Annotated in this window: 27 protein-coding genes; 4 read left to right on the top strand and 23 right to left on the bottom strand. The window is 64.3% G+C overall.

From position 1 onward, the window contains the following. Positions 1-70: 70 nt before the first annotated feature. From I5S59_RS01765 to I5S59_RS01750, 4 genes are all read right to left on the bottom strand, one after another. Entirely contained in the window at positions 71-1,153 is a 1,083-nt protein-coding gene (locus tag I5S59_RS01765; protein WP_197875114.1) for a DUF1615 domain-containing protein, read from the bottom strand. A gap of 36 nt (positions 1,154-1,189) precedes the next feature. Further along, the gene (locus tag I5S59_RS01760) at positions 1,190-1,741 is read right to left on the bottom strand and encodes a hydrolase (protein WP_197875113.1); all 552 of its coding nucleotides are present in this window, start codon (positions 1,739-1,741) and stop codon (positions 1,190-1,192) included. A gap of 69 nt (positions 1,742-1,810) precedes the next feature. After that, complete coding sequence (locus I5S59_RS01755) at positions 1,811-2,530, bottom strand: thioesterase II family protein (protein WP_197875112.1); 720 nt, start codon at positions 2,528-2,530, stop codon at positions 1,811-1,813. Between the two features lie 3 nt (positions 2,531-2,533). Further along, a complete protein-coding gene (locus I5S59_RS01750; protein ID WP_197875111.1) occupies positions 2,534-2,758 on the bottom strand; it encodes an MbtH family protein in 225 nt (74 codons plus the stop codon). 137 nt (positions 2,759-2,895) lie between these two features. Here I5S59_RS01750 and I5S59_RS01745 point away from each other — a divergent pair, with 137 nt between their 5' ends. The 3 genes from I5S59_RS01745 to I5S59_RS01735 all read left to right on the top strand — a co-directional run bounded on the left by I5S59_RS01745 (position 2,896) and on the right by I5S59_RS01735 (position 5,183). After that, positions 2,896-3,450, top strand: coding sequence for a UPF0149 family protein (locus tag I5S59_RS01745; protein ID WP_197875110.1), 555 nt, complete (start codon positions 2,896-2,898; stop codon positions 3,448-3,450). A gap of 90 nt (positions 3,451-3,540) precedes the next feature. Continuing rightward, positions 3,541-4,605, top strand: coding sequence for an NAD(P)-dependent alcohol dehydrogenase (locus tag I5S59_RS01740; RefSeq protein WP_197875109.1), 1,065 nt, complete (start codon positions 3,541-3,543; stop codon positions 4,603-4,605). A gap of 188 nt (positions 4,606-4,793) precedes the next feature. Then, the gene (locus tag I5S59_RS01735) at positions 4,794-5,183 is read left to right on the top strand and encodes a hypothetical protein (RefSeq protein ID WP_197875108.1); all 390 of its coding nucleotides are present in this window, start codon (positions 4,794-4,796) and stop codon (positions 5,181-5,183) included. A 6-nt stretch (positions 5,184-5,189) separates the two neighbouring features. Here I5S59_RS01735 and I5S59_RS01730 read toward each other — a convergent pair whose 3' ends face one another. From I5S59_RS01730 to I5S59_RS01720, 3 genes are all read right to left on the bottom strand, one after another. Then, positions 5,190-6,125, bottom strand: a complete 936-nt coding sequence (locus tag I5S59_RS01730) for a LysR family transcriptional regulator (protein WP_197875107.1) — start codon at positions 6,123-6,125, stop codon at positions 5,190-5,192. After that, positions 6,122-7,096 carry a quinone oxidoreductase family protein gene (locus tag I5S59_RS01725; RefSeq protein ID WP_197875106.1) on the bottom strand — a complete coding sequence of 325 codons (975 nt, stop codon included), beginning with the start codon at positions 7,094-7,096 and terminating at the stop codon, positions 6,122-6,124. Before I5S59_RS01725 ends, I5S59_RS01730 begins: the two co-directional genes overlap by 4 nt. A 126-nt stretch (positions 7,097-7,222) precedes the next feature. Then, positions 7,223-7,918, bottom strand: coding sequence for a class I SAM-dependent methyltransferase (locus I5S59_RS01720; RefSeq protein ID WP_332262048.1), 696 nt, complete (start codon positions 7,916-7,918; stop codon positions 7,223-7,225). Between the two features lie 322 nt (positions 7,919-8,240). Between I5S59_RS01720 and I5S59_RS01715 the strand changes: the two genes are divergently transcribed. Beyond that, a complete protein-coding gene (locus I5S59_RS01715; protein WP_197875105.1) occupies positions 8,241-9,512 on the top strand; it encodes a Rid family hydrolase in 1,272 nt (423 codons plus the stop codon). A gap of 62 nt (positions 9,513-9,574) precedes the next feature. Here I5S59_RS01715 and I5S59_RS01710 read toward each other — a convergent pair whose 3' ends face one another. From I5S59_RS01710 to I5S59_RS01635, 16 genes are all read right to left on the bottom strand, one after another. Continuing rightward, positions 9,575-9,946, bottom strand: coding sequence for a nuclear transport factor 2 family protein (locus tag I5S59_RS01710; RefSeq protein ID WP_197875104.1), 372 nt, complete (start codon positions 9,944-9,946; stop codon positions 9,575-9,577). 107 nt (positions 9,947-10,053) lie between these two features. Beyond that, a complete protein-coding gene (locus tag I5S59_RS01705) occupies positions 10,054-10,491 on the bottom strand; it encodes an HIT family protein (RefSeq protein ID WP_197875103.1) in 438 nt (145 codons plus the stop codon). A gap of 47 nt (positions 10,492-10,538) precedes the next feature. Then, positions 10,539-11,603 carry a lipocalin-like domain-containing protein gene (locus I5S59_RS01700; RefSeq protein ID WP_197875102.1) on the bottom strand — a complete coding sequence of 355 codons (1,065 nt, stop codon included), beginning with the start codon at positions 11,601-11,603 and terminating at the stop codon, positions 10,539-10,541. After that, on the bottom strand, positions 11,593-14,055 hold the full coding sequence (locus I5S59_RS01695; protein WP_197875101.1) for an ABC transporter permease: 2,463 nt from the start codon (positions 14,053-14,055) through the stop codon (positions 11,593-11,595). Before I5S59_RS01695 ends, I5S59_RS01700 begins: the two co-directional genes overlap by 11 nt. Beyond that, a complete protein-coding gene (locus tag I5S59_RS01690) occupies positions 14,052-14,720 on the bottom strand; it encodes an ABC transporter ATP-binding protein (protein ID WP_197875100.1) in 669 nt (222 codons plus the stop codon). Before I5S59_RS01690 ends, I5S59_RS01695 begins: the two co-directional genes overlap by 4 nt. A gap of 59 nt (positions 14,721-14,779) precedes the next feature. Beyond that, the gene (locus tag I5S59_RS01685; protein WP_197875099.1) at positions 14,780-15,214 is read right to left on the bottom strand and encodes a lipocalin-like domain-containing protein; all 435 of its coding nucleotides are present in this window, start codon (positions 15,212-15,214) and stop codon (positions 14,780-14,782) included. A 2-nt stretch (positions 15,215-15,216) separates the two neighbouring features. Then, positions 15,217-16,065: an alpha/beta fold hydrolase gene (locus I5S59_RS01680; protein ID WP_197875098.1), complete on the bottom strand. Its 849-nt coding sequence runs from the start codon at positions 16,063-16,065 to the stop codon at positions 15,217-15,219. Beyond that, positions 16,062-17,021, bottom strand: coding sequence for a VOC family protein (locus I5S59_RS01675; protein ID WP_197875097.1), 960 nt, complete (start codon positions 17,019-17,021; stop codon positions 16,062-16,064). Before I5S59_RS01675 ends, I5S59_RS01680 begins: the two co-directional genes overlap by 4 nt. Before the next feature lie 33 nt (positions 17,022-17,054). Next, positions 17,055-17,813 (bottom strand): SDR family NAD(P)-dependent oxidoreductase, encoded by a 759-nt coding sequence (locus I5S59_RS01670; protein ID WP_197875096.1) that lies wholly within the window; start codon positions 17,811-17,813, stop codon positions 17,055-17,057. Positions 17,814-17,842: 29 nt separating this feature from the next. Then, the gene (gene iaaH / locus I5S59_RS01665; protein WP_197875095.1) at positions 17,843-19,291 is read right to left on the bottom strand and encodes an indoleacetamide hydrolase; all 1,449 of its coding nucleotides are present in this window, start codon (positions 19,289-19,291) and stop codon (positions 17,843-17,845) included. 21 nt (positions 19,292-19,312) lie between these two features. Continuing rightward, on the bottom strand, positions 19,313-20,050 hold the full coding sequence (locus I5S59_RS01660) for an aspartate/glutamate racemase family protein (RefSeq protein ID WP_197875094.1): 738 nt from the start codon (positions 20,048-20,050) through the stop codon (positions 19,313-19,315). A gap of 18 nt (positions 20,051-20,068) precedes the next feature. Continuing rightward, positions 20,069-21,391, bottom strand: coding sequence for a M20 family metallopeptidase (locus tag I5S59_RS01655; RefSeq protein WP_197875093.1), 1,323 nt, complete (start codon positions 21,389-21,391; stop codon positions 20,069-20,071). Positions 21,392-21,401: 10 nt separating this feature from the next. Continuing rightward, a complete protein-coding gene (locus I5S59_RS01650) occupies positions 21,402-22,430 on the bottom strand; it encodes a ring-hydroxylating dioxygenase ferredoxin reductase family protein (protein ID WP_197875092.1) in 1,029 nt (342 codons plus the stop codon). Between the two features lie 142 nt (positions 22,431-22,572). Further along, positions 22,573-23,979 (bottom strand): amidase, encoded by a 1,407-nt coding sequence (locus tag I5S59_RS01645; RefSeq protein WP_197875091.1) that lies wholly within the window; start codon positions 23,977-23,979, stop codon positions 22,573-22,575. Beyond that, a complete protein-coding gene (locus I5S59_RS01640) occupies positions 23,976-24,839 on the bottom strand; it encodes an alpha/beta fold hydrolase (protein ID WP_197875090.1) in 864 nt (287 codons plus the stop codon). The genes I5S59_RS01645 and I5S59_RS01640 overlap by 4 nt, the downstream gene beginning before the upstream one ends. A 56-nt stretch (positions 24,840-24,895) precedes the next feature. Continuing rightward, positions 24,896-26,233: a Rieske 2Fe-2S domain-containing protein gene (locus I5S59_RS01635; RefSeq protein ID WP_128325788.1), complete on the bottom strand. Its 1,338-nt coding sequence runs from the start codon at positions 26,231-26,233 to the stop codon at positions 24,896-24,898. Positions 26,234-26,386 lie beyond the last annotated feature (153 nt).

Below are 26,386 nucleotides of genomic sequence, written 5' to 3'. Positions count from 1 at the left end.
AACCGCGACCGCTGCGCGCTCGATCGCAGGCTGCGCCAGCTCCCACAATGAGCGTTTTGCGGCATTGACCTCAGCGTTTCATGCAGCGCTGGTAGCGCTCATCCACCCGGTTGGCAAACCAGGCTGTGGTGAGTTTGCGGGTGATCTTGGGGCTCTTCAGTTCAATCCCCGGCAGTTGCGCACGGGGCAGCGACTTGCCGGCCTTGGCGTCCGCCAGCGCATACACCCCGCTGTACAGCCGGGTCTCTTCAAATTCCAGGCTGTCGCCCTTCTCCAGCTGACTGCGAATAGCCGGATTACGCAGCCCCAACTGTTCACCCAAGCGTCGTGCTGCTTTCTCGGTGTTGCCCGGCATGATTGCACCCGGTGCGATCAAGTCCCCATCCAGCGCCAACGTCACACCACTGGCTCGGCTCAGGGCACTTTGAAACGCGGCATTGCGACTGGCGTACCAACCGGCGTTGAAGTCGGCAAAACGGTACACCTGGCGCTCGTAATGGCTGGGATAGCCCAACAGGTGGGCGATGCCGAAGTACATCCCGCCACGGCGGCTGAACACCTCCTGCCGAATCGTGCCCTCATGGCTGTAGGGGTAGCCGCGCGCATGACGCTCGGCGAAGGCGATACTGACCTGCATCGGCCCGCCGGTGCGCACCGGGTTCAAGTCGCCAAGCAAGGTGCGGCCCAGGGGCACGCTGCCGATCAAATCATCAAAAATTGCACTGAGCTGCTTTTCGCTGCGCACCGCTTCAAGCCGCTCGCTGTAGCTCTTGCCGTTGGGCGAGCGCGTCTGCAGCGCAGCATTCACCAGCATCTGCGGAATATGCAGGCTGGCAGCACGGCGATCGATCTCCTGACGGGCAATACGGCCCAGGCCGGGCACCCGCGGGTCCGCCTGAAAGGTCGACTCCTGCTCGGTCACCGCCAGCACGGCGCACAGGTTGGAGCGGCTGGCAGCTATCTTCTGCGTGGTGAAGGCCGTCTGAATGTCGCGCGCCCAGCCTTCGCGGTCTTTAGTGGCGGCAGGCAACAAACGCAGGACCTGCGCGCGCACTTTGGCCGGGTCGGTTTCAGACTCCTCCGCACGCTGGCTGACACACCCCTGCACCGTCAGCAACACCGCCACAGCCAACAACAACCCTCTGATCCGCATGCAGCCCCCTCGCCTTGTCCACTGGCACGCCCGCGTTCAGGGCTGCTCACCCACCATGTAGGTTTTGCTGATGTGGCGGAACTGCGCGTGTGCGGAGCTTTCCATCAGTTCGAACACGACCATTTCACGCGTGACGATCTGCGCGCCGGCGTCTCTCATGCGGGCGATACCGGCAGCCTTGCTGGCCACTGTGCGACTGTCGCAGGCGTCCTCGACCACAAACACCTGCTTGCCCAGCGCACGCAGGCCAAGCACGGTTTGTAGTACGCAGATATGGGTTTCCATGCCGCAGACAATCACCTGCTCGCGGGCGAGCAACGACGCCGGCAGGCACTCGGCGGCCACACAGGAAAAGTGCAGTTTTTCTACCACCTGGGCATCTGGCGATGCCGCCTTGAGGGCGGCGACAGTAGGGCCAAGGCCCTTGGGATACTGCTCGGAAATCACCGTCGGCAGGCCCAGCTCGGCGGTGGCGGCCATCAGCCAGCGGGTGCGGGCCAGCGTACCGTCGGGGTCGCTGACGGCACCGATGAGTTTTTCCTGCACATCAATCACCAGCAAGCTGGCCTGGTTCGCCTTGATCAACATTCCTTGCACCTGCGTCGTGGTTGAACCTGTAAGGCTCGCCCAGCGCTGGCCGCTGCGTCAATGACTACGTCAGGCCGATAGCCGATAAGGCGCGATGGCAGCGCTCAATACACCCAGCACACGGTCTTCGTGTTCGTGGATAAAGAAGTGCCCACCGGGGAACATCTCCAGCGAAAAGTCGCCCAGGCTTTCCTGGCGCCACGCCAACAATTGTGCGTTCGTGGCGCGGTCGTTTTCACCGCCCAGCACATGCAGCGGGCAATGCAGTGGCGGGCGCTGGCGGTAGGCATAACGCCCACACAGCAGAAAATCGGCGCGCAACACCGGCAAAGTCAGGCTCATCAACTCCCGGTTGGCCAGCACCTCCTCCGGCGTGCCGTTGAGCGCGCGCAGCTCTTCGATCAATACCGCATCGCTTTTCGGCTCACGCCATTCGCCGCCATCGTAGTCTTCGCGGCGTGACGGCGCCGCGGTGCCGCTGGCAAACAGCGCCCGCGGTGACGGGCACCCCAGCGCCTGCAGCTCATGAGCCAGCTCGAACGCCAACAACGCCCCCAGGCTATGGCCAAGCAAGGCATAGGGTTGGCTGGCAGCCAGGCGCTGCTCGCTGGCCAGTTGCCGGGCCAGGGCCTGCAAATCGGTTTGCGCCGGTTCGCCCATCCGCGCCCCGCGCCCCGGCAACTCGACCGGACGCACGTTGAGCCAGGCCGGCAGCTTGCGCCGCCAGCGGCTGTAGACCATGGCGCTGGCGCCGGAATACGGCAGGCACAACAGCGTCACAGACGACACTGCTTACTGCACCGCAGCGCTTTCAGCCATTTTCTGGCGCAGGCTCAAGGGGCGCATGTCGGTCCATACTTCATCTATATAGGCCAGGCATTCCTTCTTCAGGCCGCTCTTGCCAACCGTGCGCCAGCCCGCCGGCACGTCTTTGTAGTCAGGCCAGATCGAGTACTGCTCTTCGTGGTTGACCACTACCTGGAACACGATATCGTCGCGGTCGAATACGGATGTCATTGCCTGTCTCCTGGATTGAATGGGCCCACCGCACACCGGGCGCAAGGTGGCTACCAAGAGAACGAACGACATTGAGCGAAAATTAGTGGCATCATCCCCCCCTTTTTTTACCCAGACCTCGCCAAGGAACCGCAGTCATGAACATCCAGCCCCTCAGCCCCAGCGAGTTCGAGCTCGTCGAAGACACCTTGCTCAAGTACGGCGACGACCATTCCGTGCTCAACCCGTCCGAGCTTGACGGCTACTTCACCGCCCTGGTTTCGAGCCCGGCGCATATCGACATCAGCGAATGGTTCCCGGCCATCTGGGGCGGGCAGAACCCCGAGTGGGAAACCCCGCAGGAATGCCGCCAGTTCATCGACCTGTGCGTACGCCACCTCAACACCCTGGCCAACCAGCTGGCCACCGACCCGCAGGCGTTCAAAGCGCGCTTCGAGCAGACCGAACACAATGGCCAGCCGCTGACCCTGGCCGAAGAATGGTGCTTTGGCTATGTGCGCGGGGTAGCCATCGGCAACTGGCCGGAACTGCCGCAGCCCCAGGCCGCTCGCCTGCAGGTCATCACCGACTGCGCCGAACAGGACAACTACGAACTGCCGGTGAACCTGGATGTCGTCCTGCACCGCCAGCGCGTGGCCGCGATCGAGCCGGCTGCGCGGGCCTTGCACGACTTCTGGGTGTCGCAGCGCTAAGCACGCGACGGCAGCTGGAACAGGGGTAGCTATAGTCAATGGCTGGTTCAGTGAACCTTGCCCATCTGACTATTGGTAGAGAGGTGCCCCATGTACACCATCGGCTACGCTGCGCAGACGCCTGACGCGCCCCTGGCGCCCTATTCGTTCGAACGCCGTGACCTGCGGCCCAACGATGTCGCCATGCAGATTCTTTACTGTGGTGTATGCCACTCGGACCTGCACCAGGCGCGCGACGACTGGGGCATCAGCCGCTACCCGATCGTGCCGGGGCACGAAATCATCGGCCGGGTGACCGCCATTGGCAGTGCCGTTACCCGCCATAAGGTCGGTGATGCGGTGGCGGTGGGTTGCATGGTCGACTCCTGCCAGCAGTGCGACCAGTGCCGCAAAGGCGAAGAACAGCTGTGCCGGGAAACCAATACCCAGACCTACAACGGCCTGGACCGGATCACCCGCGAGCCGACCTACGGTGGCTACTCCAAACACCTGGTCACCCGCGAAGAGTTCGTGCTGCGCGTGCCCGACGGCCTGGACCTGGCCAAGGCCGCCCCCCTGCTGTGCGCCGGCATCACCACCTATTCGCCGCTGCGCACCTGGAACGTCGGGCCGGGCAGCCGGGTGGCGGTCATCGGCCTCGGCGGCCTGGGGCACATGGCAGTGAAACTCGCGGCCGGGCTCGGTGCCTTTGTGACGGTCGTCAGCCGCAGCGCCGATAAACTCGCCGATGCCCTGGCGCTGGGCGCCGACACGTTGCTGGTGTCCAGCGACGCCACGGCCATGGCAAACGCACAATCAAGCTTTGACCTGATCATCGACACCATCCCGGTACGCCACGATGTATCGCCCTACATGAACCTGCTGGACGTCGACGCCACCCTGGTGATCGTCGGCCAGGTGGGGCCTATCGAGGAGTTGTTCACCGTGCCGTTCATCCTCGGCCGCAGGCGCCTGGCCGGCTCGCCCATCGGCGGCATTGCGCAAACGCAGGAAATGCTCGACTTCTGCGCGCGCAAAAACATCCTGCCGGACTGCGAGATGATCCGCATGGAGCAGATCAACGAAGCCTTTGAACGCATGGAACGCTCTGATGTGCGCTACCGCTTTGTCATCGACATGGCCAGCCTGGAGGCGCCTGACACTCAACACCTGTAGGAGCCAGGCTTGCCGGCGAAGCAGGCGCTGCGGTGTACCTGTTACACCACGTCATCGTTCTTCGCGGGCAAGCCTCGCTCCTACGGGCAGCGAGTACCCGAACAACGCTGGACACCAATGATGGCTAATTAGTAGCATCCGTACACGCACCACCCTCATTGATAACAACAAACAGCCAGGGAGGCTGAATGAGCAGCATTGTCCAACGCCCGATCCACCTCGAACTGCGTCCTACCCTCACCTGGATCGACACCTGGCAAGGTCCGGACAATGGCTTGATCCGTTGTTGGGAAATCGGCCGAGAGCGCGCCATCAAACAGCCCGAACTCGCCCAGCGCTGCCTGGCTGGTGAACTGCCGGTGCTGGGCTGGAAAGGCGGCGTGGAGCGCACCCTGAAAAAGCGCGAAAAATTCGGCTCGCTCAAATACCTGGCCCAGTGGCAAGGGCTGCGGGGCGAAGACTTGCAGATTGATACAACGGCAGAGCTGACCCTCAACTGCAGCCGCACCGGCATGGTCGTCACCTTCACCCCGGACCAGAGCAAGTATTACAACCCGCAAGGTGATAGCGACGAGTAAGCCGGGTCAGCCTGTCGTACTACCCCACGGCGGCACCGGCTCAAACTTCGACTCGATCCATTGCTTGAAGGCGACAACCACCGCACTCGGGAATTTGGCCGATGGCCTGACCAGGTATACCCCACCGGCGCTGTCCAGCTGCCAGTCGGGGAGCACCTGCACCAACCGGCCTGCAGCAATGTCCTGGGTCATCAGCCAGTCACCGGCGCCCAGAATTCCAGCATCGGCCCGCACTGCGGCGAGCAGCGATTCGCTGTCGTTGGCCGTCAGGTTGCCGGTGGGCGAGAGGGTGTGCTGCTCGGTACCGCGATGCAGTCGCCATTGCGGAAACGAGGCCAGCCCGCTGAAGCGCAGGCAGTTGTGCCCGGCAAGCGCCTGCGGGGTTTGCGGCATGCCGTGCGTGGCGATGTAGGCCGGCGAGGCACAGAGTATTCGCCGGTGGTCAGCGAGTTTGCGCGCGACCAGGCGGCTGTCTTGCAGGTCGCCAATGCGAATGGCCGCATCAAAGCCTTCTTCGATGATGTCGACCAGCCGCTCGCTGTAGTCTGCGATGATCGAAACATGCGGATAGGCCTTGAGAAACCCGGGCAGCATCGGCCCGAGCCAGCGCCGCCCCATGGCCGCCGGCAACGCCAGGCGCAAGGTGCCGCGCACGTCGCTGGCACCGCGGGCGGCGTGCTGCTGCGCCTCATTGATCAACTCGACCGCAGCGCGAAGTCGCTGCTCCAGCTGGGAGCCCACCTCGGTGATGCGCAGCTGGCGGGTGGAGCGCTCGATGAGCCGCACCCCCAGGCGCTTTTCCATCGCCGCAAGGCGCTTGGAAACGACGCTGGGATGGCGCTGCAGCAACTTGCCGGCCGCCACGAACGAGCCTTGCGAGACAACGGCCAGAAACGCCGCGACTTCGTCGCTCTGCTGGTTATCCAACACATCAAGATTCATGGTTTTAGAATGATCGCCCCCGATGAACGCCCTGATTCCAGGTCGGCATGCGCCAACGCCGCCTCTGCCAGTGGATACCGCGCCCAGATGTGCGGCGTGATGATGCCCGCCTCGACAGCCGCCAGCACATCCTGCGCCCGCGCCTGGTATTCGGCGTCGGTGGCGGTATGTGCTGCCAGCGAAGGACGGGTGAGGAACAACGAGCCCTTGCTGTTGAGGGTGGCGATTTCTACCGCTTCCGGCGCGCCGGAGGACGCCCCGAACGACACCATCACGCCCCGTGGCCGCAAGCTGTCCAGCGAGGCCTGGAAAGACACACGCCCAATCGGATCGTAGACGACGTCGACCTTGCTGCCCCCGGTGACACGGGCCACCTGCGCCGCCAGGGTGTCGGCGTCAAACACCAGCACCTCGTCGCAACCCAGGGCCTTGGCCTTGGCAACGCTGGCCGGCCTGGACACCACGCCGATCACCGTTGCCCCCAGGTGCTTGGCCCATGTCGCCATGATCGCCCCCACCCCGCCTGCCACACCGTAAAGCAGCACGGCAGTGCCCGGCCCAACCGGGTAGGTGGACTTCAACAGGTACTGGGCAGTAATGCCCTTGAACAGCACAGCGGCGGCATCATCAAATGACAGCGCGTCCGGAATCCTGACCAGGCGCCGGGCAGGAAACAGCCGGGCCGATGCATAGGCGCCAACCGGGCCGGTGGCATAGGCAACGCGATCGCCCACCTGCACAGTGCTCACCCCTTCCCCCACCGCCGCCACACGCCCGGCACCTTCCAGGCCAAGGCCGGAGGGCAACGGCAGGGGCACTGCTCCCTTGCGCTGGGCGACGTCGAGAAAGTTGACGCCAATGGCCGCTTGCTCGAGCCAGACCTCGCCGTGACCGGGCGTTTGTTCGCCCAACGTTTGCACGGCCAGCACGCCAGGTTCGCCAACGTGGCTAAAACGGATTGCAGCAACCATGGTCTTTCCCCTTCAGTCGGTTATTCAGAGGGCTGAAGTATGAAAACTGACTGCAGGCGCAACAAGACAGGCTGTTTGCAGATCATTACTGCACAGTGTGCAGCAATCGTGAGGCATGGCAAGTGCTCAAACCAGCAGCGCTGCGATCCAGCCCACCTGCAGGGTGAGGGTTTGAACTTTTTCTTCCGGCACGGCATGCCGCGCGCGGGCGAAATGGGCCAGGGTCTTTTGCTTGAGGCGCAACCGGCGCTGCCATTTGCCCTGGAACGCGACACTGCGGCTTTGCAGGTGCAACGGGCCAAAGTACAGCTCCTGGGCGCTGTAGGTCACCGGTCCGCTGCGATCGGCGACGATGATTTCATAGTCGAAGCGGTTTTCCCGCAGCACCTCCTCATGAAGGATGCGGTAGCCGTTTTCCATCAGCCATTGGCGCAGGGGCTGTTCGCCACCGTTGGGCTGAAGGATCAGGCGCTCCCGACCGCTCAGGCGCGCCTTGCCGGCGTCGAGGATGTCGCGGATGGTCTCGCCGCCCATGCCACAGAGCGTGATAGCCGAAATGCCGTCTTGCGGCTCGATTGCCGCCAGCCCATTGGCCAGGCGCACGGTGATCTGCAGGTCCAGGCCATTTTCGCGCACGGTGCGTTCGGCAGCACGAAACGGTGTCTCTGCCACGTCGCCGGCCACCGCCGACGTGATGGCGCCACGGCGCATCAGCGCCACCGGCAGGTAACCGTGATCCGAGCCAATATCGGCCAGGCGCGCACCGGCTGGTACCTGTGCCGCCACACGCTCCAGGCGCATGGACAATGTCTGTTCGTTCAACTGCTGCCCCTTTAGCGCACACATGTCCGGCACCGCTGGCCGGATCAGGGCGCGATTCTGTCGAGCAATGCGGCAGATTTCAAATTTATGCGACCAGAACCCTGGCCGGATGGCCGATGAATGCACGTGCAATGGCGCAACGCGCAGAGCCCACTACACTTGCACCCGTTCCATCAGCAACCCTCAGGCAGTAGCGCTGCCTGCCCCCCGCGTGGACTCAGTGTCCGTTGTCCGGAAATGCGTTGGCAACCGCCGGTCGTGAAGTGGAACTCGCGCTTGCCACGCCGCCCACTCAAATCCAGCAACACAGGGGAGTACTCGTATGACTGGCTATAACGCAGTGTCAGCACGCAACACGGAACGCGCGCCACAAGGTACAGGCCCTTATTCGCAGACCGTCGCTTTCTCTCACTACAACAACATTTCTGCCCAGTTGCCTATCGACCCGGCCTCGGGCGCACTGGTCGCCGGCGGTATAACCGCGCAGGCCGAACAGTGCTTCAAGAACATTAAAGCGATTGTCGAAAGCATCAACCACGGGCTGACCGACATCGTCAGGATCAGCCTGTTCGTCAAGCACAGCACGGACATCGAGGCGGTCCAAGCGGTGCATGCACGCTTTTTCCCGGACTATGTCCCGGCATTGACCACGGTGGTGGTCAGCGCGTTACCGCTGGATGCCCTGGTGCAGGTCGAGGCCCTGGTTTCACATGGCGAAGGCACCATTCCGAACGCCCCACAGGCCGGCGACCTGGTAAAAGTGGCCAAGAACACCGAGCGCGCGCCCCTCAGCCCGCTGTCGACACAAAGCGTGGCGTTCTCGCATTACAACAACCTGTCTGCGCAATTGCCGATCGACCCGGCCACCGGGAAACTGGTGGCAGGCGGTGTGAAAGAACAGACCAAACAGTGCCTGAAAAACATCAAGGCGATTCTCGAGGGCATCGACGTACCGTTTGATGACATTGTCAGGATCACGGTCTTTGTCAAAAACCTGAACGACCTCGATGCGGTCAACCAGGTCTACACCACCTTCTTCCCCGACGCGGCGATTGCACGAACCGTAGGCTACCTGCCCGCCCGCACCAACGTTGCCGTGTCGGCGCTGCCGCTGGATGCGCTGGTGCAGATTGAAGCCGTCGTCTCGCACGGCGATGGCACGCCACCACAAGCCGTCGAAGACCGGCACGGCATCGTCATCAAGGCCAACAACACCGATAACGCCCCGAGAAACGCGCTGTCGACGCAGACGGTGGCGTTCTCTCACTACAATCACCTATCCGCGCAATTACCGCTGGACCCGAAATCCGGCAAGCTGGTGGCGGGCGGTGCAAAAGAGCAAGCGGGCCAATGTTTGAAGAACATCAAGGCCATTGTCGAGAGTATCGGCCACAACCTGGCCGACGTGGTCAAGGTCAACATCTTCCTCAAGGACATCGAAGACGGTGCGGCCGTAGACGAGGCGTATGCCAGCTACTTCCCGGGCGGTGTGCCAGCACGGCGGACCGTGGGTGTGTCGGCGCTGCCAGACGGAGCACTGGTGCAGATTGATGCCGTGGTATCGAACGCCGAAGGCACACCGCCGTCGGCCTAGCGCTGAACAAAGGGCGGCTGGGCAGCGCGCGCAGCCTCCCTTTTTACCCGACGACGGCAAACCTACTGGTGGTGAAAATAGAGCTTGTTGACGATCACCCAGTGATGGTCGATTTTCAGCAGCGACAGGTAATCGGTGAACTGCATCCCGACATAGTCATCGATGACTTTCACCGACGCGGCATCGCCGGTGATGTCGATGGCGAGCACGTCCCAATAAGGTATGGTGCCGGCAGCCGCAGCGCCTTCATGGCGGATGGCCTCGATAAACTCGTCAAGCGACAGCCATTCGAGTGCACCCATGTAGTGGCCGATGATCCGGCACGCGGGGTGAAAGGCCTGTCGCAACAGGGCTTCGTCTGCGAACACCATGCCTTCTACATAGTTGCGAACCACCCGCTGTATGTGATCTTTATCCGCCGAGTCGGTAGCCATGTCACACCTCTGGTATGAGCGCCCCCCGCACTGTAAGCGTCAATTGAGCAAAAGGCCTGCCCCGGTGGCCCAACCGGTAAGTCTAGCACCGCGCTTCGCATTGTCCTTCAGGCCGAGCCTTCCAGTAATTGCGCCAGTTTTTTGCGCAATGCCCCGTGCGTTTCCTCGGCGTAGGGAATCGCGGTTTTCCAGTCATAGAACCACACGGGCATCTTGCGGTGCTGTTCCGGCTCGTGGGCATACCGAGGGAAAAGGTGGCAGTGCAGCTCGGGCTCTGTGTTGCCGAGAATCTCGTAGTTCATCCGCAATGCCCCGGTTGCCTGCAAGACCGCATCCCCGAGTCGGGCCATGTCCAGCAGGTAGGTTGCGCGTGCAGCCGGGTCCAGGTCATTGAGGCTCGGGACCACAGGATCGGGTAGCAACAGGCAATAGCCCTCAAGGAACTGCACATCGCCCATGACCGCCCAGCCTGATGCCATGCGGCAGATCACCTTGTCGTTAGCGCCTTCACGAGCGAGCGCTACGCGTTGCGAAATCAACGTCATACCCAGTCCTTTTGGTGGTGTGACGCGCATTATGCACTGATCGGATGCTAGTACCCGGTCATTTCCAGATATCCCCGTCCCCCTACACTGCCGCTGATACGCACCGGCCCTTCCCAGTACGGAAAACGGGTATTCATCCACGCCTGCGGTTCCAGTGCCTCGACCTGAACATCCAGCCCTTGCACGGGCAGGTGCACGCGCCAGCGCGTGGGCACCTGCTTGCCGTTTTGCTGGGTAGTCCAGGCCAGCGCTTGAAGCTCGATCTGCTCGCCGTTCAACGCCTGGGTTTCACCAGTAGCGCTGATCCAGGTACCGGCGCGGTAAGGCGGGCCCGCGTCTTCACGCACGCGAAACAGCATCACTTTGGCGCCGCTGTCCAGGTGCAGGGAGAACCAGTCCCAGCCCGACTGCCCGGCAGCCAGCGGCTGGCTGCTCCACTCGCGGTCGAGCCAGGCCTTGCCGGTGACGGCAACGCGCTGGCCATCGCGTTCAACCTCGCCGGTCACCTGGTAAAACGGCTGGCTGTAGTAGTAAGACGCCTGGCCCTTGCCGGATTTCTCGCTGTAGCCTTGATCGCCTTGCAGCACCAGCGGGCCGCTGCTGCGCAACGTCAGGCGGTAGGCAAAGCCCTGGCCGCCGGCGCTCATCTGCAACTGGCTGATATCGTCACTGCCCTGCAGCGCCCAGTCGTTTATCCACGCGCGAAACGGCCGGGCCTGCACGCCGGCCTGGCCAATGCCGCCGCGCGCCAGGGTTTCGCTGGATTGATGGCCGCCAGGCCCGGTCAGGGCCGCGTGGCCCATCCACAGGTTGGGGCTGTCCCAGCCGCGGGTCTCCGGCCCGGCGCGCAAGGCCGAGCGGAACAACGTCCATTGCGCCCCCCACTCACGCCCCTGACTGTCCTTGAGGTTGGCCGTGACGTACCACCACTCGATGCGAAAGCCGTTGTGCGCGGCATGGTCGCGGGGAAAAACCAGCGCATGATTGCGTGTCACCGGGTTGAACGCCCCCGCCTCCTGGCCCAGCCCGGCATAGCTTTTGGCTGGCGGTTGCGGCGGGTCGCAGCCGGCCAGCAAGGCCAGCGCGAACAACAGCCAGGCTTCAGGTTTCATCGGCAAATTGCCTCAGCAGTTCGGCCGGCTGGCGCCGCGCCAGTTGCCACAACGGCCAGGCACTGGCCAACAGGCTGGTCAGCACGCCAAGCAAGGCCAGTTGCAGCAACTGGCGCGGGAACAGGTACAGCGGCAAGCGCCAGCCAAAGGCCTGAACATTGACCACCGCCACCAGGCACCAGGCCAGCAACACCCCCAGAGGAATCGCCAACAGTACCGTGAAGCTACTCAGCATCAAGGTTTGCCCAAGCGCCAGCCAGGCCAGTTGCCCCCGCCGTACACCCAGTGCCCACAACGGTGCCAATTGGCCCAGGCGCTGCTGGCTCAGGCTCAGCAAGCTGATGAACAGCGCGACGCCGGCGACACCGAGGGTCAGGCTGTTGAGCGCAGCGGTCGCCGCAAAGGTGCGACTGAAAACATCGTTTGACCAGCGCTTCAAGGTCGACTGCTCGACAACGCGGCTGTCGTCCAGGGCAAAGCGCGATTGCAGTTCATGTTTCAAGGTTGCCACGCCCTCGGCCGGCAGGTTGACGCTGATGCCACTGAGCGTCGCATCGGCACGCTGCCTGCGCAGCCAGTCGGCATTGACCAGCATATGGCCCTTGGGATTGCCGTAGTCTGCGTAGAGTCCCGCTACGGTCATTGCCGGTGCGGGCTGGGGCAGCACTTGCAAGCGGTCACCCAGTTGCACATCAAGGCGCCGGGCCAGTTGTTCGCTGAGCATGACTGCGCTGCCACCTGCCAATTGCTCCCAGGCTTGTGCACGCTGCTCCAGCAACGGCCAGCGGCTGCGGTAGGCGGGATCGTCGATGATGCCCTGCACCTGAACCGGCCAGCCTTGCAGTGTCACCTCTGCTCGCCAGCTCGGTAGCAACGTGGTGATTGCCGGTTGCGTAGCGAGCCAGTCGCGTACCAGCAGCGCCTGCGCGGTATCCCGGGGCGTGACATACAGGTCGGCGGCCAGGCGCTGGTCGAGCCAGCCGGTGAAGGTCTTGCGAAAACCCTCGGTCATGCTGCCCACGCCGACACTGGCGGCCAGGGCCAGCAGCAACGCCATCAGCGCCAGGCTCACCGCCGGCAATTGCTGCCGGCTTTCGGCAACGAACCATTGTGTCAGCGGCCGTCGACAGCGGCGTGCCAGCCAGCCCAGCACACCATCGAGTACGCTCGGCAACAGCAAGGCCGCCGCCAGCAGCAACGCCGCGAGCAAGGTGAAGGCGCTGGCCAGGCCATTGCCCCATAACCAACACGCCAACGCCAGCAGCAACAGCAACCCGGCCAGCCACGCCTGGCGTCGCAGCCATGGGCCTTGGGCCAGCCGCCAGGCCTGGGGTTGCGCCAGGGCCAGCAGCGGCAAGCGGGCAGCACGCAACACACTGCTCGCCCCGGCGAGCAGCGCACCCAGCACACTCACCGCCACCCCGATCAGCCACCATTCAGCGGACAAGGTCAGGTGCCCGGCTACTGACGCCCCGTACAAACCACGCAGGCTCGCCGCAAAATCGGGCAGCAGCGCTGCGGCCAGCAGATAACCACTGGCAACCCCGAGCAAGCCGCCCAGCAGCGCAAACACCCCCAGTTCCAGCGCCAGGCCGCTCAACACGATGCCCAGGCTGACCCCGCAAGCACGCAGGGTACGTATCAGGCCACGGCGCTGCTCGAGGGCCAGGCCGATGGCGGCGTGCGCAATGAACAGCCCGACCACGAAGGCCAACAGACCAAGCGCCGAAAGGTTGAGGTGAAAGCTCTCGGTCAGGCGTTGCAGGCCGGCATCATCCTCGCCCGGCTGGCGCTCAAGGTGCGCGGCGATGGCCTCGGGCAATGGCTTGCTGACATCGGTCAGCAGCAACCGCGACAGCTGCCCCCCGGCGTGCAGCAAGGCCTGGGCATGACCGATATCGACAACGACAACGCCCGGCGCCAACTGCGGCGTGAGCACCAACGTTGGCAACACCTGGCCGTCGCTGGTGACAGCCTGCTCGCCCGGTTTCACGCCCAGTTGCCGCAGCGTGTCCGGGCCGATCCAGGCTTGCCCCGGTGTGCCGATGAACGCCTGCAGGTCGAAGTCTTGCGCGGCGATGCCGGCAATGTTGGTGGCCGGTGGCAGGCTCAACGGCTCGATACCGATCAGGCGCACCGACAAGGGCTGCTCACCGGCAAAGCGCAAGCGGCCCTCCACCACCGGCGATACTGCCCAGCCAAGCTGGCGAAGCTGCAGGTACAGGGCCTGGTCGAAGCGCTGCGCATCACGCGCCACCAGTTGCGCATACGCGGGACCTGCGACAACGGCGCTGGCGCGGGCGTAATCATTGCGCGCCTGGCTGTTTAATGCCTGGACACCGGTCCACAGCGCCGTGGCCAGCCACAGTCCGGTGAGAATGCTTGCGCCCTGCACGCGATGGCGACGCCAATGGCTGAGCAGCGCCTGCACGGTCAGTTGCAAGGCGTTCATCGCCCCTCCCGGTCCTGCACGCGACCGGCCTGGAGGAAACAGCGCCGCTCCAGACGCAGCGCCAGGCGCAGGCTGTGGGTGGCCATCAGCACACTGCTGCCGGCTTCGGCGACCAGTTGCAGCATTAGTTCCAGCACCTGATCACTGCTGGCTTCGTCGAGGCTGCCGGTGGGTTCGTCCGCCAATAGCAAGGCAGGTCGCGCGGCCAGTGCGCGACCGATCGCAACCCGTTGCTGCTGGCCGCCGGAGAGTTGTTCCGGGTAACGTTGCAGCAGGTCGGCCAGCCCCAGCTGGCGCGTCAGGTACTCCTGCCAACGGGCCTCATAGCGCCCGGCCAGGCGTGCCTGAAACGCCAGGTTGGCCGCCACATCCAGGCTGCTGATCAGGTTGTACTGCTGGAACACCAGGCCGATGCCCTGGCGGCGCCATTGGGCCAGGGCGGCCTCGGAGCGACCGTCGAGGGGCTCGTCGTCGATCAGGATGCGCCCGCTGTCGGCACGGTCGAGCCCGGCGAGCAGGTGCAGCAAGGTGCTCTTGCCGCTGCCCGACTCGCCCATCAGCGCCAGGCTGCTGCCCCGCGCCAGGCGCAAGTCGACGCCCTGCAGCACCGGCAAGGTGCCCTGGGCGGTGGTGAACGACTTGCACAGCTGTTCGACGACCAGCATCTCTGCCTACCCTTGGGTTTCAACCAATAGGCATAGCAGTGTTTGCCGGCTTTGCCCGATTATCGGGCGGCCGCGACGCGCACCCACTGCAAGCACGCGGTACGCGCCTCTGGCGAGCCCTCCTCCAGCCGCGCGGTAAGCGACAGCACATCGCCGTCGAGCACGGCGTTGCGCTGCTGAATCCCGCCCACCCAGTTGGGGAAGATACTGTGGCGCACCTTGTGGATGATGGTGCTGCCCTCCACTTCAAAGTCGCCGGCATAGGTCAGGTAGCTGTTGTAGGCGGCGGCCTTCTCGCCATCCTCGGCGGACCATTGCCCACCGCTGGTGAACGCATCGCGGCCCTGCCGGGCGATCACGCAGAACATGCCGAAGTCGCTGTATTCGATGAAGCCTTCCAGTTGCGTGCCCATCGGCAACACGACACGGCCGTCATCGTAGCGTTGCTCCCAGGCCAGAATGCTCCAGCGGCCTTTAATCGTTTCACGGTCCATGCTCATGCTCCGGTAGTGGCAGGTTGTTCGATCAGGAAGTCGACCAGCAGGCGGGTAAAAGCCTGTGCGCGTTCAATCTGCACCCAGTGCCCGCATTCGCCGAACACGTGCATCTGCGCATGAGGAATCAGGCGCAGCATGCGCTCGGACACCGCCAGCGGGATCACCTGGTCGTCACGGCCATGAATCAGCAAGGTCTGATGCACCAAGGCACGCAGATCGTCCTCGGCCAACGCCAGCATCTCCACGCCTTGCTGGCGAGGCGCCGGGAACAGCTGGGCGAAACGGCTCTGCACATCGTCACGGGTGCTGGCTTCAAAGCGCATGCGCACCAGGTCGTCGTTGATCAGGCTGTGGTCGTAGGCGAACACTTCCATCAGCTCACGCATGGCCTGCAACGAAGGCTGATAGCCCCAGACCTTGTCCAGCCCTTCGGTCAGCGGAAACGACAGCCCCGCCGCGCCCATCAGCACCAGGCGCTGAACCCGCTGCGGGCAGGCCTTGGCAAAGGCCAGGGCAATGGCGCCGCCGAACGAGTTGCCGACAATCGACACCCGCGGGATGTCCAAAGCATCGAGCAAAGCCAGCAGCGACTCTACCCAGGTGTGCGGGTCAAGCGACCAATCGCCCGGGCACCGGCTGTAACCAAACCCGAGCATGTCCGGGGCGATCACCCGCGCCTGTTGCGACAGGGTCGGAATCACCCCGCGCCAGTTGGCCCAGGCGGTTACCCCGGGCCCGGAGCCGTGGATCAACAGGATGGCGTCGCCCTGCCCCTGATCATGGTAGTTAAGCGTGCATTCACCGATCTGAATGCTGTTGGCGATTTCCGGGCTGGCGTTGGCAGTCATTGTTTGGCCTTGGCAGTTTGCGAGGTGGTGACAACCGGCGCGCGCACACCCTGTGCGGCCAGTCGCTTGAGAATTTGTCGCGCTTCTTCGCGCTTGTTGTCCGGCAGCCAGGTGCGGTCATGGCCCCACAGGCTCATGCCTTCGAGCGCCTCGACCTGCCAGTCGGGGCCGATGGTGCGGCTGGCCCACCCCAGCTCGAACATCCAGCCGTCCGGGTTCTTCAGGTAGAACGAGGTGACGTGGTCGTTGATGTGCCGCCCCAGGGTCACGCCGATGCTGTCGGGCTGGGTCAGGGCCATGTCGTAGGCGCGCCCGACGTCGTCGAAATCGTTGTATTCGAGCATCAGGTGATAGATCTTCGCCGGCCCGCCGGTATGGGCCAGGCCCACCGTGTGGTGACGCGGGTTGCAGTGCAGGAACTCGACACGAAACGGCGCCTCGGTGTGGTCGCTGACCTTGAAGCCGAAGATCGTCCGGTACAGGTGGCTCAGGGCCTCGAAGTGCCCGGTGATCAGGGCGACGTGCCCCAGGCCCATGGCGCCGGTGCGAAAGCCACCCAGCGGGCGACCGGGCACGAATGCGCCGGGGGCATCGGCATGACCGTGGCACACTTCGATGCGCAGGCCATCCGGGTCGCGAAAATGGAACATCGCGCTGACGCCGCGCAGGCGAAGCTCATCGGCACTGCCCTCGCTGGTGGCATAGCCTTCAGCCTCCAGCGCCTGGCGCACACTGGCCAACCGGTCAGCATCGGCGACTTCAAAGCCCATGCCCATGCTCGCTTCGCCCTCGACCCGGCTGACCAGCAGGCGCTGCAGTTTTTCATCGGCACGCAGGCGCACGCACTCGCCCGCTTCCATCACCTCGACCTGCAGGCCGATGTGCTGCTCGGCCTGTTCAATCCAGGCCTGCAGGTGCGGGGTGCGCACCACCACATAACTCAACGCGTTGATCATTGTTGTTCTCCTGTGCGCAAGGCACTCGCTGTACTATTCGGCCGACATGCCGCCATCCACCGAGAGCGTGCTGCCGGTGACGTAAGCAGCCTGGTCAGACAGCAGCCAGAGCACCGCCGCCGTGACTTCAGCCGGCTGGCCGATGCGGCGCATGGGCACGCCGTCGTCGTAGAGGTGATCGTCGCCCGCGGTCACGCGGTCGAAGCTGGGCGTCTTGATCGGCCCGGGGCACACCGCGTTGACACGAATGCCGCGGGTGGCATAGTCGAGGGCAACCGCGCGGGTGGCGCCGACAATGCCGTGCTTGGACGCCACGTAACAGGCGGTATCGGGCATGGCCTTGAGGCCGAAGATCGACGCATTGTTGACGATCGATCCGCCGCCACTGGCGAGCATGGCGGCCGCCTCGTACTTCATCATGTAGAGGATGCCCTTGAGGTTGATGTCGATGACCTCGCTCAGGTCTTCATCCGGGGGCGCATCGATCGGATTGAACGCACGCTGCAGCCCTGCGTTGTTGAAGGCTGCATCCAGACGTCCGTAGCGCTGCATGGCCAGCGCCACCAGCGCCTGACAATCCGCTGCACACGACACATCGGTCACCTGGAATACGCCCTGGCCACCGCTCGCCTCGATCTCTTCGAGCAAGCGCTGGCCGGCTTCGGCGCTACGGTTGCCGATGACCAGGCGTGCGCCCCCGGCGGCCAGCGCCTTGCACACATCGCGGCCCATGCCGCTGGCGCCGCCGGTCACGATGACCACCTTGTCACGCCACTCTGTGCTCTGACTCATGATTGCTCCTTGGTGTTGGCAGGTCCGTTTCACGCGCGGCCAATGCGGCCGAACAGGCTTTCCAGCAGTTGCCCGATGGCCAGCAGACGACGGTCGCTGCCGGCCGGGCCATCTACCTCGATACCCACCGGCAAGCCGCTGCCGTGCCCCCTGCCGATCGGCAGCTGGATACACGGCAGTCCGGCACTGGCGCCGGGCTCGGTGTTCTGGATCAGGCGTTCGAAACTGTGCGGTTCGTTGACCTCGGGGTTGGCCAGCGGCGCGACCACCGTGGTGGTGGGAAACAGCAGACCGTCGAGTTGATGCAGCTCGAACAGGTCTTGATAGCGTTCACGCAGGGCCTGGCGGCCGCCGTTCTGCGCCGCCTGGTAAAGCGGTGCGACGTCAACCAGCTGATCGCCCTGCGGGATTTTGCGCGGCAGCACCCAGTGCTCGTAGATAAAGCGCACGTCGGGGCTGTGCAGTTGCTCCCCCACCTGCTCGATGGTCATGCCATGGCCGTGTTCGGCCAGGTAGTCGACCATGCAGTCGTAGGCTTCATGGATCACCACCGCAAAGCCCACCGGCGCATTGAGCGCCAGCAAGCCGGCCTGCTCGACCGGTACCAGGGTGATGCCGACCTGGCGCAACCGCTCAAGCGCCGCCTCGGCGCAGGCCCGGGTGTCTGCGTCGAGGTTCATCCAGAACTCGTCGGGTATACCCAGGCGCACATCACTCAGGCTGACCGCCGGCAAGGCGTATTCCTGGGTAATCAAGCCATCGAGCAAGGCAACGTCGGCCATGCACAGGGCCATCGGCCCCACCGTGTCGCGGCTGCGGGCAATCGGAATCACGCCGCGGTCGCTATAGCGACCCTGGCTGGGACGTAGCGCGGCGCAGCCATTGAGCGCCGGTGGAATGCGCATCGAACCACCGGTATCGGTGCCCAGCGCGGCCAGGGCCATGCGCGCGCCAAGGGCAGCGGCGCTGCCCGATGACGAGCCGCCGGCAATGCGCGTGCTGTCGTACGGGTTGCGCACACCGACATCGGCGCCGGTGTTGAACGCACCGTTGTAGCCGGTGGCTCCGAAGGCCAGTTCGTGCATGTTGGTTTTGCCGAGGATGATCGCCCCGGCGTCACGCAGCGCACGCACAGTCGGGGCATCCTCAGCCGGAACAAACCCGGCAAACGCCGGCGAACCCGCCGTGCACGGCAAGCCGGCGGTATGGATGTTGTCTTTGATCACCACGGGAATGCCACTCAGCGGCCGCTGCGGCTCGCCCGCTTTTCGCGCGGCGTCGGCGGCGCGGGCAGCCTGCAAGGCACCCACGCCATCGAGGGTGACGTACACATTCAGCGCCTTGCCGTCTTCGGCACGTTCAAGGCAGGCCTGCACCAGCTCGACACTGGTCAGCACGCCGTTACCAAACGCTGCCACCGCCTCGGCAATGGTCAGGTCACTCAGGGCGTGAGCGACACCGGGTTCAAACATATTCATTCAGGTACTCCTGGCGCCGCTTCAATGGGTGAAGGCTGCGTCTTTGTTCTGTTCCGGGTTTGGGTAGGCGGCCTTGCTGTGGCTCAGGCCAAGGTCGAGGAGCATTTCGCACTGTTTGTAGGCGATCACCCCGGGGTTGAGCACCGGCACCGGCAAGTGCTCGGCCAGGTAGGCATGGGCCTGGTGCATGGTGGTCGAGCCGAGGACGATGACATCGGCGCCGTCCTCCTCGATCGCCAGCCTGGCGGCCGCCAGCAGCTTGCCGAACACCACTTCCTCCTTGCCTTGCAGCAAGGCTTCGGTGTCGGGGCGTACATCAATCGAGCGGATCGATGCCAGGCGCGCTTCCAGGCCGTATTCCCTGAGGGTCTTGCGGTACAGCGGGTACCAGCGCGACCACATGGTCAACACGCTGAAGCGCTGGCCGAGCATGCAGGCGGTATGAAACGCGGCAAGGCCCGGCGCCAGCACCGGAATCGACAGGCGCGAGCGCAAAGCCGCCAGGCCCGAGTCGCTGACGGTATTGATGCACACCGCGTCAAAGCCCTCCTCTTCGGCACGGATACCGGCCTCGATCACGGCCATTTCCATCAGCGCCATGTCGTAGTAGCTGTCGGCCAGGGTCATCACCTGGCCGGCGCCGACAAAGCTCACCTCGATGTCCGGGCGCTGCAGCGCAAGCGGCAGCTGCGATTGCACCAGCGCACGCGTGGCATCGCTCATCGGCACCGGGAAAATCATCTTGATACGTTTGCTCATCGCCGGGCTCCGCAGGCCTTACAGGCCCAGTTCGCTGCGTGGACGGGTCAGGGTGTCGATCAGCGCGTAGAGGATCTTCTCGGCGCACGGCATCAGGGCGGGGATGTAGGTCGCGCCCATTCCCCCCAGGCCTTCGGCCACCGGCAGCGGTGCACCGGTGGCCGGCCACGGCCAGCCGATGCGCGCCGTCGGCACGCCATAACGACGCAGGGCGGCGCCATCGGTCTGCCCGGCGAGCATGTCGGGCACACCATGCGGGCGCTGCTCGATGAACTCCCAGCCGCGCTTGCACGACTGCACGATCCAGTTCTCCGGGTCTGTGGTGCCACCGGGCACCGAGCCGTACTGTTCCCAGTCCAGGTCCAGTTCAGGAAAACGCGCCCTGAGGTCCTGGACGAAGTCGGCGAACTGCGCCTTGACGCTGGCCGGGCTGACGCGCGGGTTGACCCGCACATCGAGGAAGATCTCAGTCACCGCACTGGGGAACGCCGGGCGTTCGACATCGCCGCTGCGCACCCCGGCAATCCAGCCGTGGGGCTGAATCACGCCACTGGTGTTGCGGTCGGTGTACTGCACGATCCACGCCTGCAGCTCCTGGATCGCGGTGGCCGCCGGCACCACCGAGCTGCGAAAGCCCGGTGTGTCGTGCGGCACACCGGCATAGCCGAGGGTGCCTTTGACCTTGAGCTTGAACCAGGCCATGCCCGGCTCTTCGTGGTACACCCAGTTCCACGGTTTCATGATGATCGCGAAGTCCGGGTACATGCCGCGGTTGAGCATGTGGATCACGCCATTGGACATGCCCGCATGACGCGCGCTGATGTCCACCGGCATGCCGCCATCGGCCATGCCCAGCAACAGGTCGCCCGTGAGCGGGATATCGGCTTCGATCAGCGCGGTGGCTACCTCGGTGAGGGTGGCCAGCATGCCTTTGGGGTTGGACGAGCCCAGGCCGAACACCCAGTCGTCGATCTGCTGGGCAAAAGGCTGCAGGTCGGCCTGCTGGCCGTCACCGGTCAGTACCTCTTCGCCCGGCGTGCGGTCCAGGTGAGTGTCGATCGGTGCATACAGCAACACCGTGGCGCCGCCACCACTGCCGCGGCGTTCGCCCAGGGCATTGCCGCTGATGTCGTTCATCGGGTAGTAGCGCGCTGACATGCCGATGGACTGCAGGTGACGGGCCATGAATTCGCTGGCCTGGCGGGTCGCACCGGTCGGGCTGTGGATGTTGGTCAGGTCAAACAGCAGCTGTTGCAAGCGCTGTGGGTTGAGGCGCGCGCGGGCCTGCTCGTACCACTGGGTCTGCTCGGCGCTGAATGCAAGGGGCGTGGTCGGTTTCATGGGCAAGTCCTCAGTGGCTGGCGACAAATTGTTCGGCAAAGATGTTCTGCGCTTTGACCCCCAGCTCGATCAGCCGCTGGGTGGCGGCATCGATCATCGGCTGCGGGCCACACAGGTAGGCCACGGTGTCCGGGTTGCTCACATCGCCTTCGCGCAGCGCACTCACCGGGCTGCCCTGGTGCAGCCCTTCGGTGGCTTCGCGGTCGACACAGATGCGCGCCTCCAGGCTCGGCAACCACTGCTGGCGCAACTCGATGTCTTCCTGCGAGAACAGCGCCTCGGGCACCGCACAGCCGAAGCTCAACAGCATCGGCGGCTTGCGTCCGCTGCTTTGGCGCAGGGTGTCGATCATCGACAGGATCGGTGCCAGCCCGGTGCCGCCAGCGACGAAGATGTGCGGCACGCGCTTGTGTTCATCACGCAGGAAAAACGCGCCATAGGGACCGCTGAGGGTCAGCACGTGATCGGTACCGGCCTCGTTCTCGAGGAAGGTCGACATCGCCCCGCCCGGCAACAGGCGGATCAAGAATTCCATCTTCGGCAGGTTGACCTGGGTGCTGGACGGCGAATAGCTGCGCAGCACACCCAGGCCCGGCACGACGATCTGCATGAACTGGCCGGGGCGGAACTCCAGCCACTCGCCTTCGGCCAGTTCCACGGTCAGCTTCATCACGTTGCTGCCGATCCGCTCGACCGAATCGATAAAGGCATGCACTTCGCGGGCAGCGGTCGAGCCCACTTCGCTGCCATAGGCCATGTCGAAGGTGCAGTCGGAGTTGGCCTGCGACACACACAGCAAGCGCTGCCCGGCATCGAACTCGCTGCCCAGCAACGACGCGCTGGCGCCGGCCTGGGTGACCGCCTCGCCTTGCGCCAGTGTGCAGATGCAGCTGGAGCAGCCGCCGGAGCGGCACTGATAGAGCACGGGCATTTCGGCGGCGATGGCGGCATCGAGGATGTTGCTACCTGCGGCAACGCTGAATTGATGGGTGACGCCATCGGCGAAGTTCAGGGTGATCTGGTGAAGTTGCTCATTCATGACTGGATTCCATCGATGTTCGAGGCTGACGGGTATGCAGAGGCGCTATGGCATCGATGTTAGGAACTGGCCGGTGGGTACCGCGCTCCCTTGGGCTACGCGGTTATCCCGAAAGTGCAAGTTCCTGCACGCCGCAGCCCGCTCAGCTGAAGCCTTGCGGACGCAGCTGGTGCCAGTGCGACACACGCTGCACTGCCATGCCGGCACGGCACAGCAGCGCCTCGCCACCTTTGCGGGCGATGAACTGGCCACCAATCGGCAGGCCTTCTTCAGTCAGGCCGATCGGCAGGCTCAGGCACGGGTGGCCGCTGACGTTGAACGGCGCGGTGAACTGGATCAGACGGCGGTTGGCTTCCGGGTCCTGGGCCAGGTCCGCCAGTTGCTCGTAGGTCGGCGCGGCGTAGGGCTGCACCGGCGCCAGCACCAGGTCGAGCTGGTGCAGCAAGGCGTCGGCTTCGCCGCTAAAGCGCTGTGCGGCCAGCAGAATGCGCTGGTAGTCCATGCCACTCAGGGCACGGCCGGCGTCGATCAAGCGGCTCAGGGCCGGGCCGTAGGCACTGGCATGCAAGGGATAGGTGTCGGCATGCGCCACGGCGGTCTGCACGCCGCAATGGGCCTCCCAGTTGCTGCTCACCGCGTGGGTATCGGGCATGCGAATGCTCACCAGCAGCCCGCCGCCATCGCGGATCATCAGCATGACCTGCTGCAGGGCCTGCTGGATCACCGGGGCGACGCCGTCACTGAGCCAGCGCTCATCGATGCCCACGCGCAGACCACGGAAGGTATCGTCGAGCCCCGGTACTTCCAGGCACACCGTGGGCTGCGAGGTGGGGTCGAGCGGGTCATGACCGGCGATGGTCGACAGCAGGAACAAGGCATCCCGCGCACTGCGGGTAATCGGCCCGACATGATCGAGGCTTGCGGCCATCTCGAAGGCGCCATGCCGGCTGACCCGGCCCCAGGTCGGCTTCAGGCCCGTGAGGCCGTTGGCGGCACAGGGAAAGCGGATCGAACCGCCGGTGTCGCTGCCCAGCGAGGCGTAGCACAGGCCGGCAGCCGTGGCCACGCCGCAGCCGCTGGACGAGGCTCCGCTCCAGTGATTGCTGCCCCACGGGTTCAGCGGCACGGCGATGTCGGGGTGATGGATGGCGAAGGCGCCTTCGGTCATCTGCAGTTTGCCGAGCATCACCACACCGGCTTCGCGCAGGCGTGCGACCACCGTGGCGTCCTGCGTCGGAACACGCTGTGCGTGCAACGGCATGCCGGCAGCGGTGACCACGCCAGCAGTGTCGAACAGGTCCTTGAACGCCAGCGGGATGCCGTGCAACGGGCTGCGGCAGATGCCGTCGGCCAGCTCCTGCTCAGCAATGTGGGCCTGCTCCAGCGCCAGTTCGGCGGTCACCCGGGCGTAACTGTGCAGCTCGCCGTCCAGCGCATCGATGCGGTCCAGCTGGGCTTCGGTGACCTCCACCGGTGACAGCTTGCGGCTGCGGATCAGCAGCGACAGTTCGTGCATCTCAAGGTAATGCAAATCGCTGGGAAGGCTCATTGAGCGGCTCCGATAAAGCCCAGGGCGAGGCGGTTGAAGTCATCCGGGCACTCGCTTTGCAGGTGGTGCGCCGCCTGGCCGAACACATGCAGGTAGCCGTCCGGCAGGCGGTTGAGCATCAGCATCGGTACGTCGATACTGCCGAACCAATCATGCAGGCCCCAGCACAGCAGGGTCGGCGCCTGCACCTGGTGCAACACCGGCAACAGGTTTTCCCACTCGCCAAAGGCGCCCGGCGTGTCCAGCAGTTTCAGGGTGTCGGGGTGGTTGCTGGCCTCAAAGCGCAGGCGCAGGTTTTCTTCGTCCAGGCGGCGATCATCGTGCAACTCATAGCGCTGCAGCAGCGTGCGCATTTTGCAGAGGCTCGGGCCGCCGTCGGCCAGGTAGTAATCACTGAGCAGGTGCGCGGCGTGCTTGCCAAACAGCGGCAGCGGCTGCAAGGCGCCCTGGTCGACGGGCTGCGCGCCGATGGCGATCAGGCGCCCTACCCGCTCGGGATGATCAGCCGCCAGGCGCAACGCGACACCACCGCCAAACGACTGGTTGACCAGGTGCGCCCGAGCGATGCCCACGGCATCCATGAAGCCCAACAGCTTGCGCGCGTGCCAGCTGAACAGCGGGCCTTCGACCGGCACGCGGTCAGAGCGGCCGAACTGGGCGAAATCCACAAAGAAACACTGGTACTGCGCAGCAAACGCTTCGGCGCTCAGGCGAAAGTTGCTCCAGGCGGTACTGCCCGGCCCGCCGCCATGGGTGAAGATCACCGGCAAACGCTCGCTGGCCTGGCCGTGCACCTGATAATGCAGGCGCACGCCGTCCACCGAAACGAACTGACTGTCGTTCTCGGATATCTCTGACATAAGGAATTCCCACAAGAAGGAAGGGCTGCGTGTTGTGCTCACGCAGCCCCGGGCCATCACTCTTCGCTGATCTGACGCACCTTGTAGCCTGGGCGGTGGCCGTCGGCGGTGTCCTTGAAGATCAGGCTGGTGTTCTTCAGCGCACCGGCGACACCACGGCCCGGCTTGGCGATGCCTCGGTTCCAGCGCGAGGCCATCTTGCGCCAGGTGATCGGCGAGACGTCGGTGGCCACCAGTTGCTCTTCATCCCAGCCGGTACCGTCGGAATAGAAGTTCTGCATGGCTTCGCGGGCGTACAGGTCGCAGTCGTTGAAGCCGTGCAGGCACAGCGGCTTGTACATGTAGTCGTAGCGGTACTGGAACTTCTTGCGCTCGTCTTCGGTGTTGCACACACGCACGAGGATTTCCCAATATTCGTGGGTGTCGTCGGTGATCGGTACGTACCATTCGTACTGCACAACGTGCTCTTCGGGCCAGTTTTCCACCATCAGTACACCTGGCAGTACGACCGAAGTACGGTAGAAGCGGCCATTGAGCCCCTCGACTTTCAGGCCCAGGGTCTGGTTCTCCAGCACCGGTTGCCACTTGTCGGTGAACAGCCACTGCATCAGGCCTTTCGGGCCGTTCTCGTCTTCGATCACGCTGATGCAGTCGTCGCCGTTGGGCAGGATACCCAGGGGCAGCACCCAGTCCATGGCGTGGACAATCGCGTTGTCCTTGTGCACCAGGATGTGGGCGTTGTCGAAGCCGTTCTCGCAGGCGATACGCCAGTTGCCATAACCGGTGCGGTGCATGCCGCGGATCATCGCGTTTTCATCCAGCACGCTCGGCGATGCCGGCCACAGCGGGTGCGGGAAGCGCTCGCTGTTTTCCGGGAAGCGGAACGGTAGGTCGTTGGCCAGCGGCGGTACGTCGTCGAGGGGGAAGTCGTCTTCACGCACGAAGACGAAAATCATGCCGTTGACTTCCTGCACCGGGTAGCTGGTGATGCCCGTGGTGCCGACCAGTTTGTCGTCCGGGTTGGCGATGATGGTCACCAGGTCGCCGGTTTCCAGGTCGAAAGTAAAGCCGTGGTACCAGCAGGAGATGGTGCTCTTGTTGAAGCACATCGGCTTCTCGGACAGGCGCACACCACGGTGCAGGCACTGATCCTTCAGGCAGTACACTTTGCCGTTGACGCGGCGCAGTACCAGCGGCACGCCGCAGATCATCATGCCTTCAACCTGGTCTTCGGCCAGCTCTTCGGAGAACAGTGCCGGGTACCAGTGGTTGATGAAACCCCAGGCGGCGTCCTTGTAGGGCTGGTACTGGCTCTGGGTCTTGGCGTTGTTGGCACGGGCATCGCTGATGCCATGCTTGACCACACGACGCCGGATGATTGGCTGATCGGACATTGGTGTAACCCCCTGGTTGACTGGAATCGCGCCACCCCGTGTGGCGCTAATGCAGTCATCCTAAGAAGCTCTACCCCTGCTGACGCTCCCTACACTGTGGGACTTATCCCGCGAGCGCAAAAAGATGCACCCGCGGCAAAAGGGGCTGGCACG

Source organism: Pseudomonas alkylphenolica (assembly GCF_016009175.1).
GTDB classification, from domain to species: domain Bacteria; phylum Pseudomonadota; class Gammaproteobacteria; order Pseudomonadales; family Pseudomonadaceae; genus Aquipseudomonas; species Aquipseudomonas alkylphenolica_B.
Note: the sequence above shows the minus strand (reverse complement) of the source record. Positions and strands in the feature narration are given on the sequence as shown.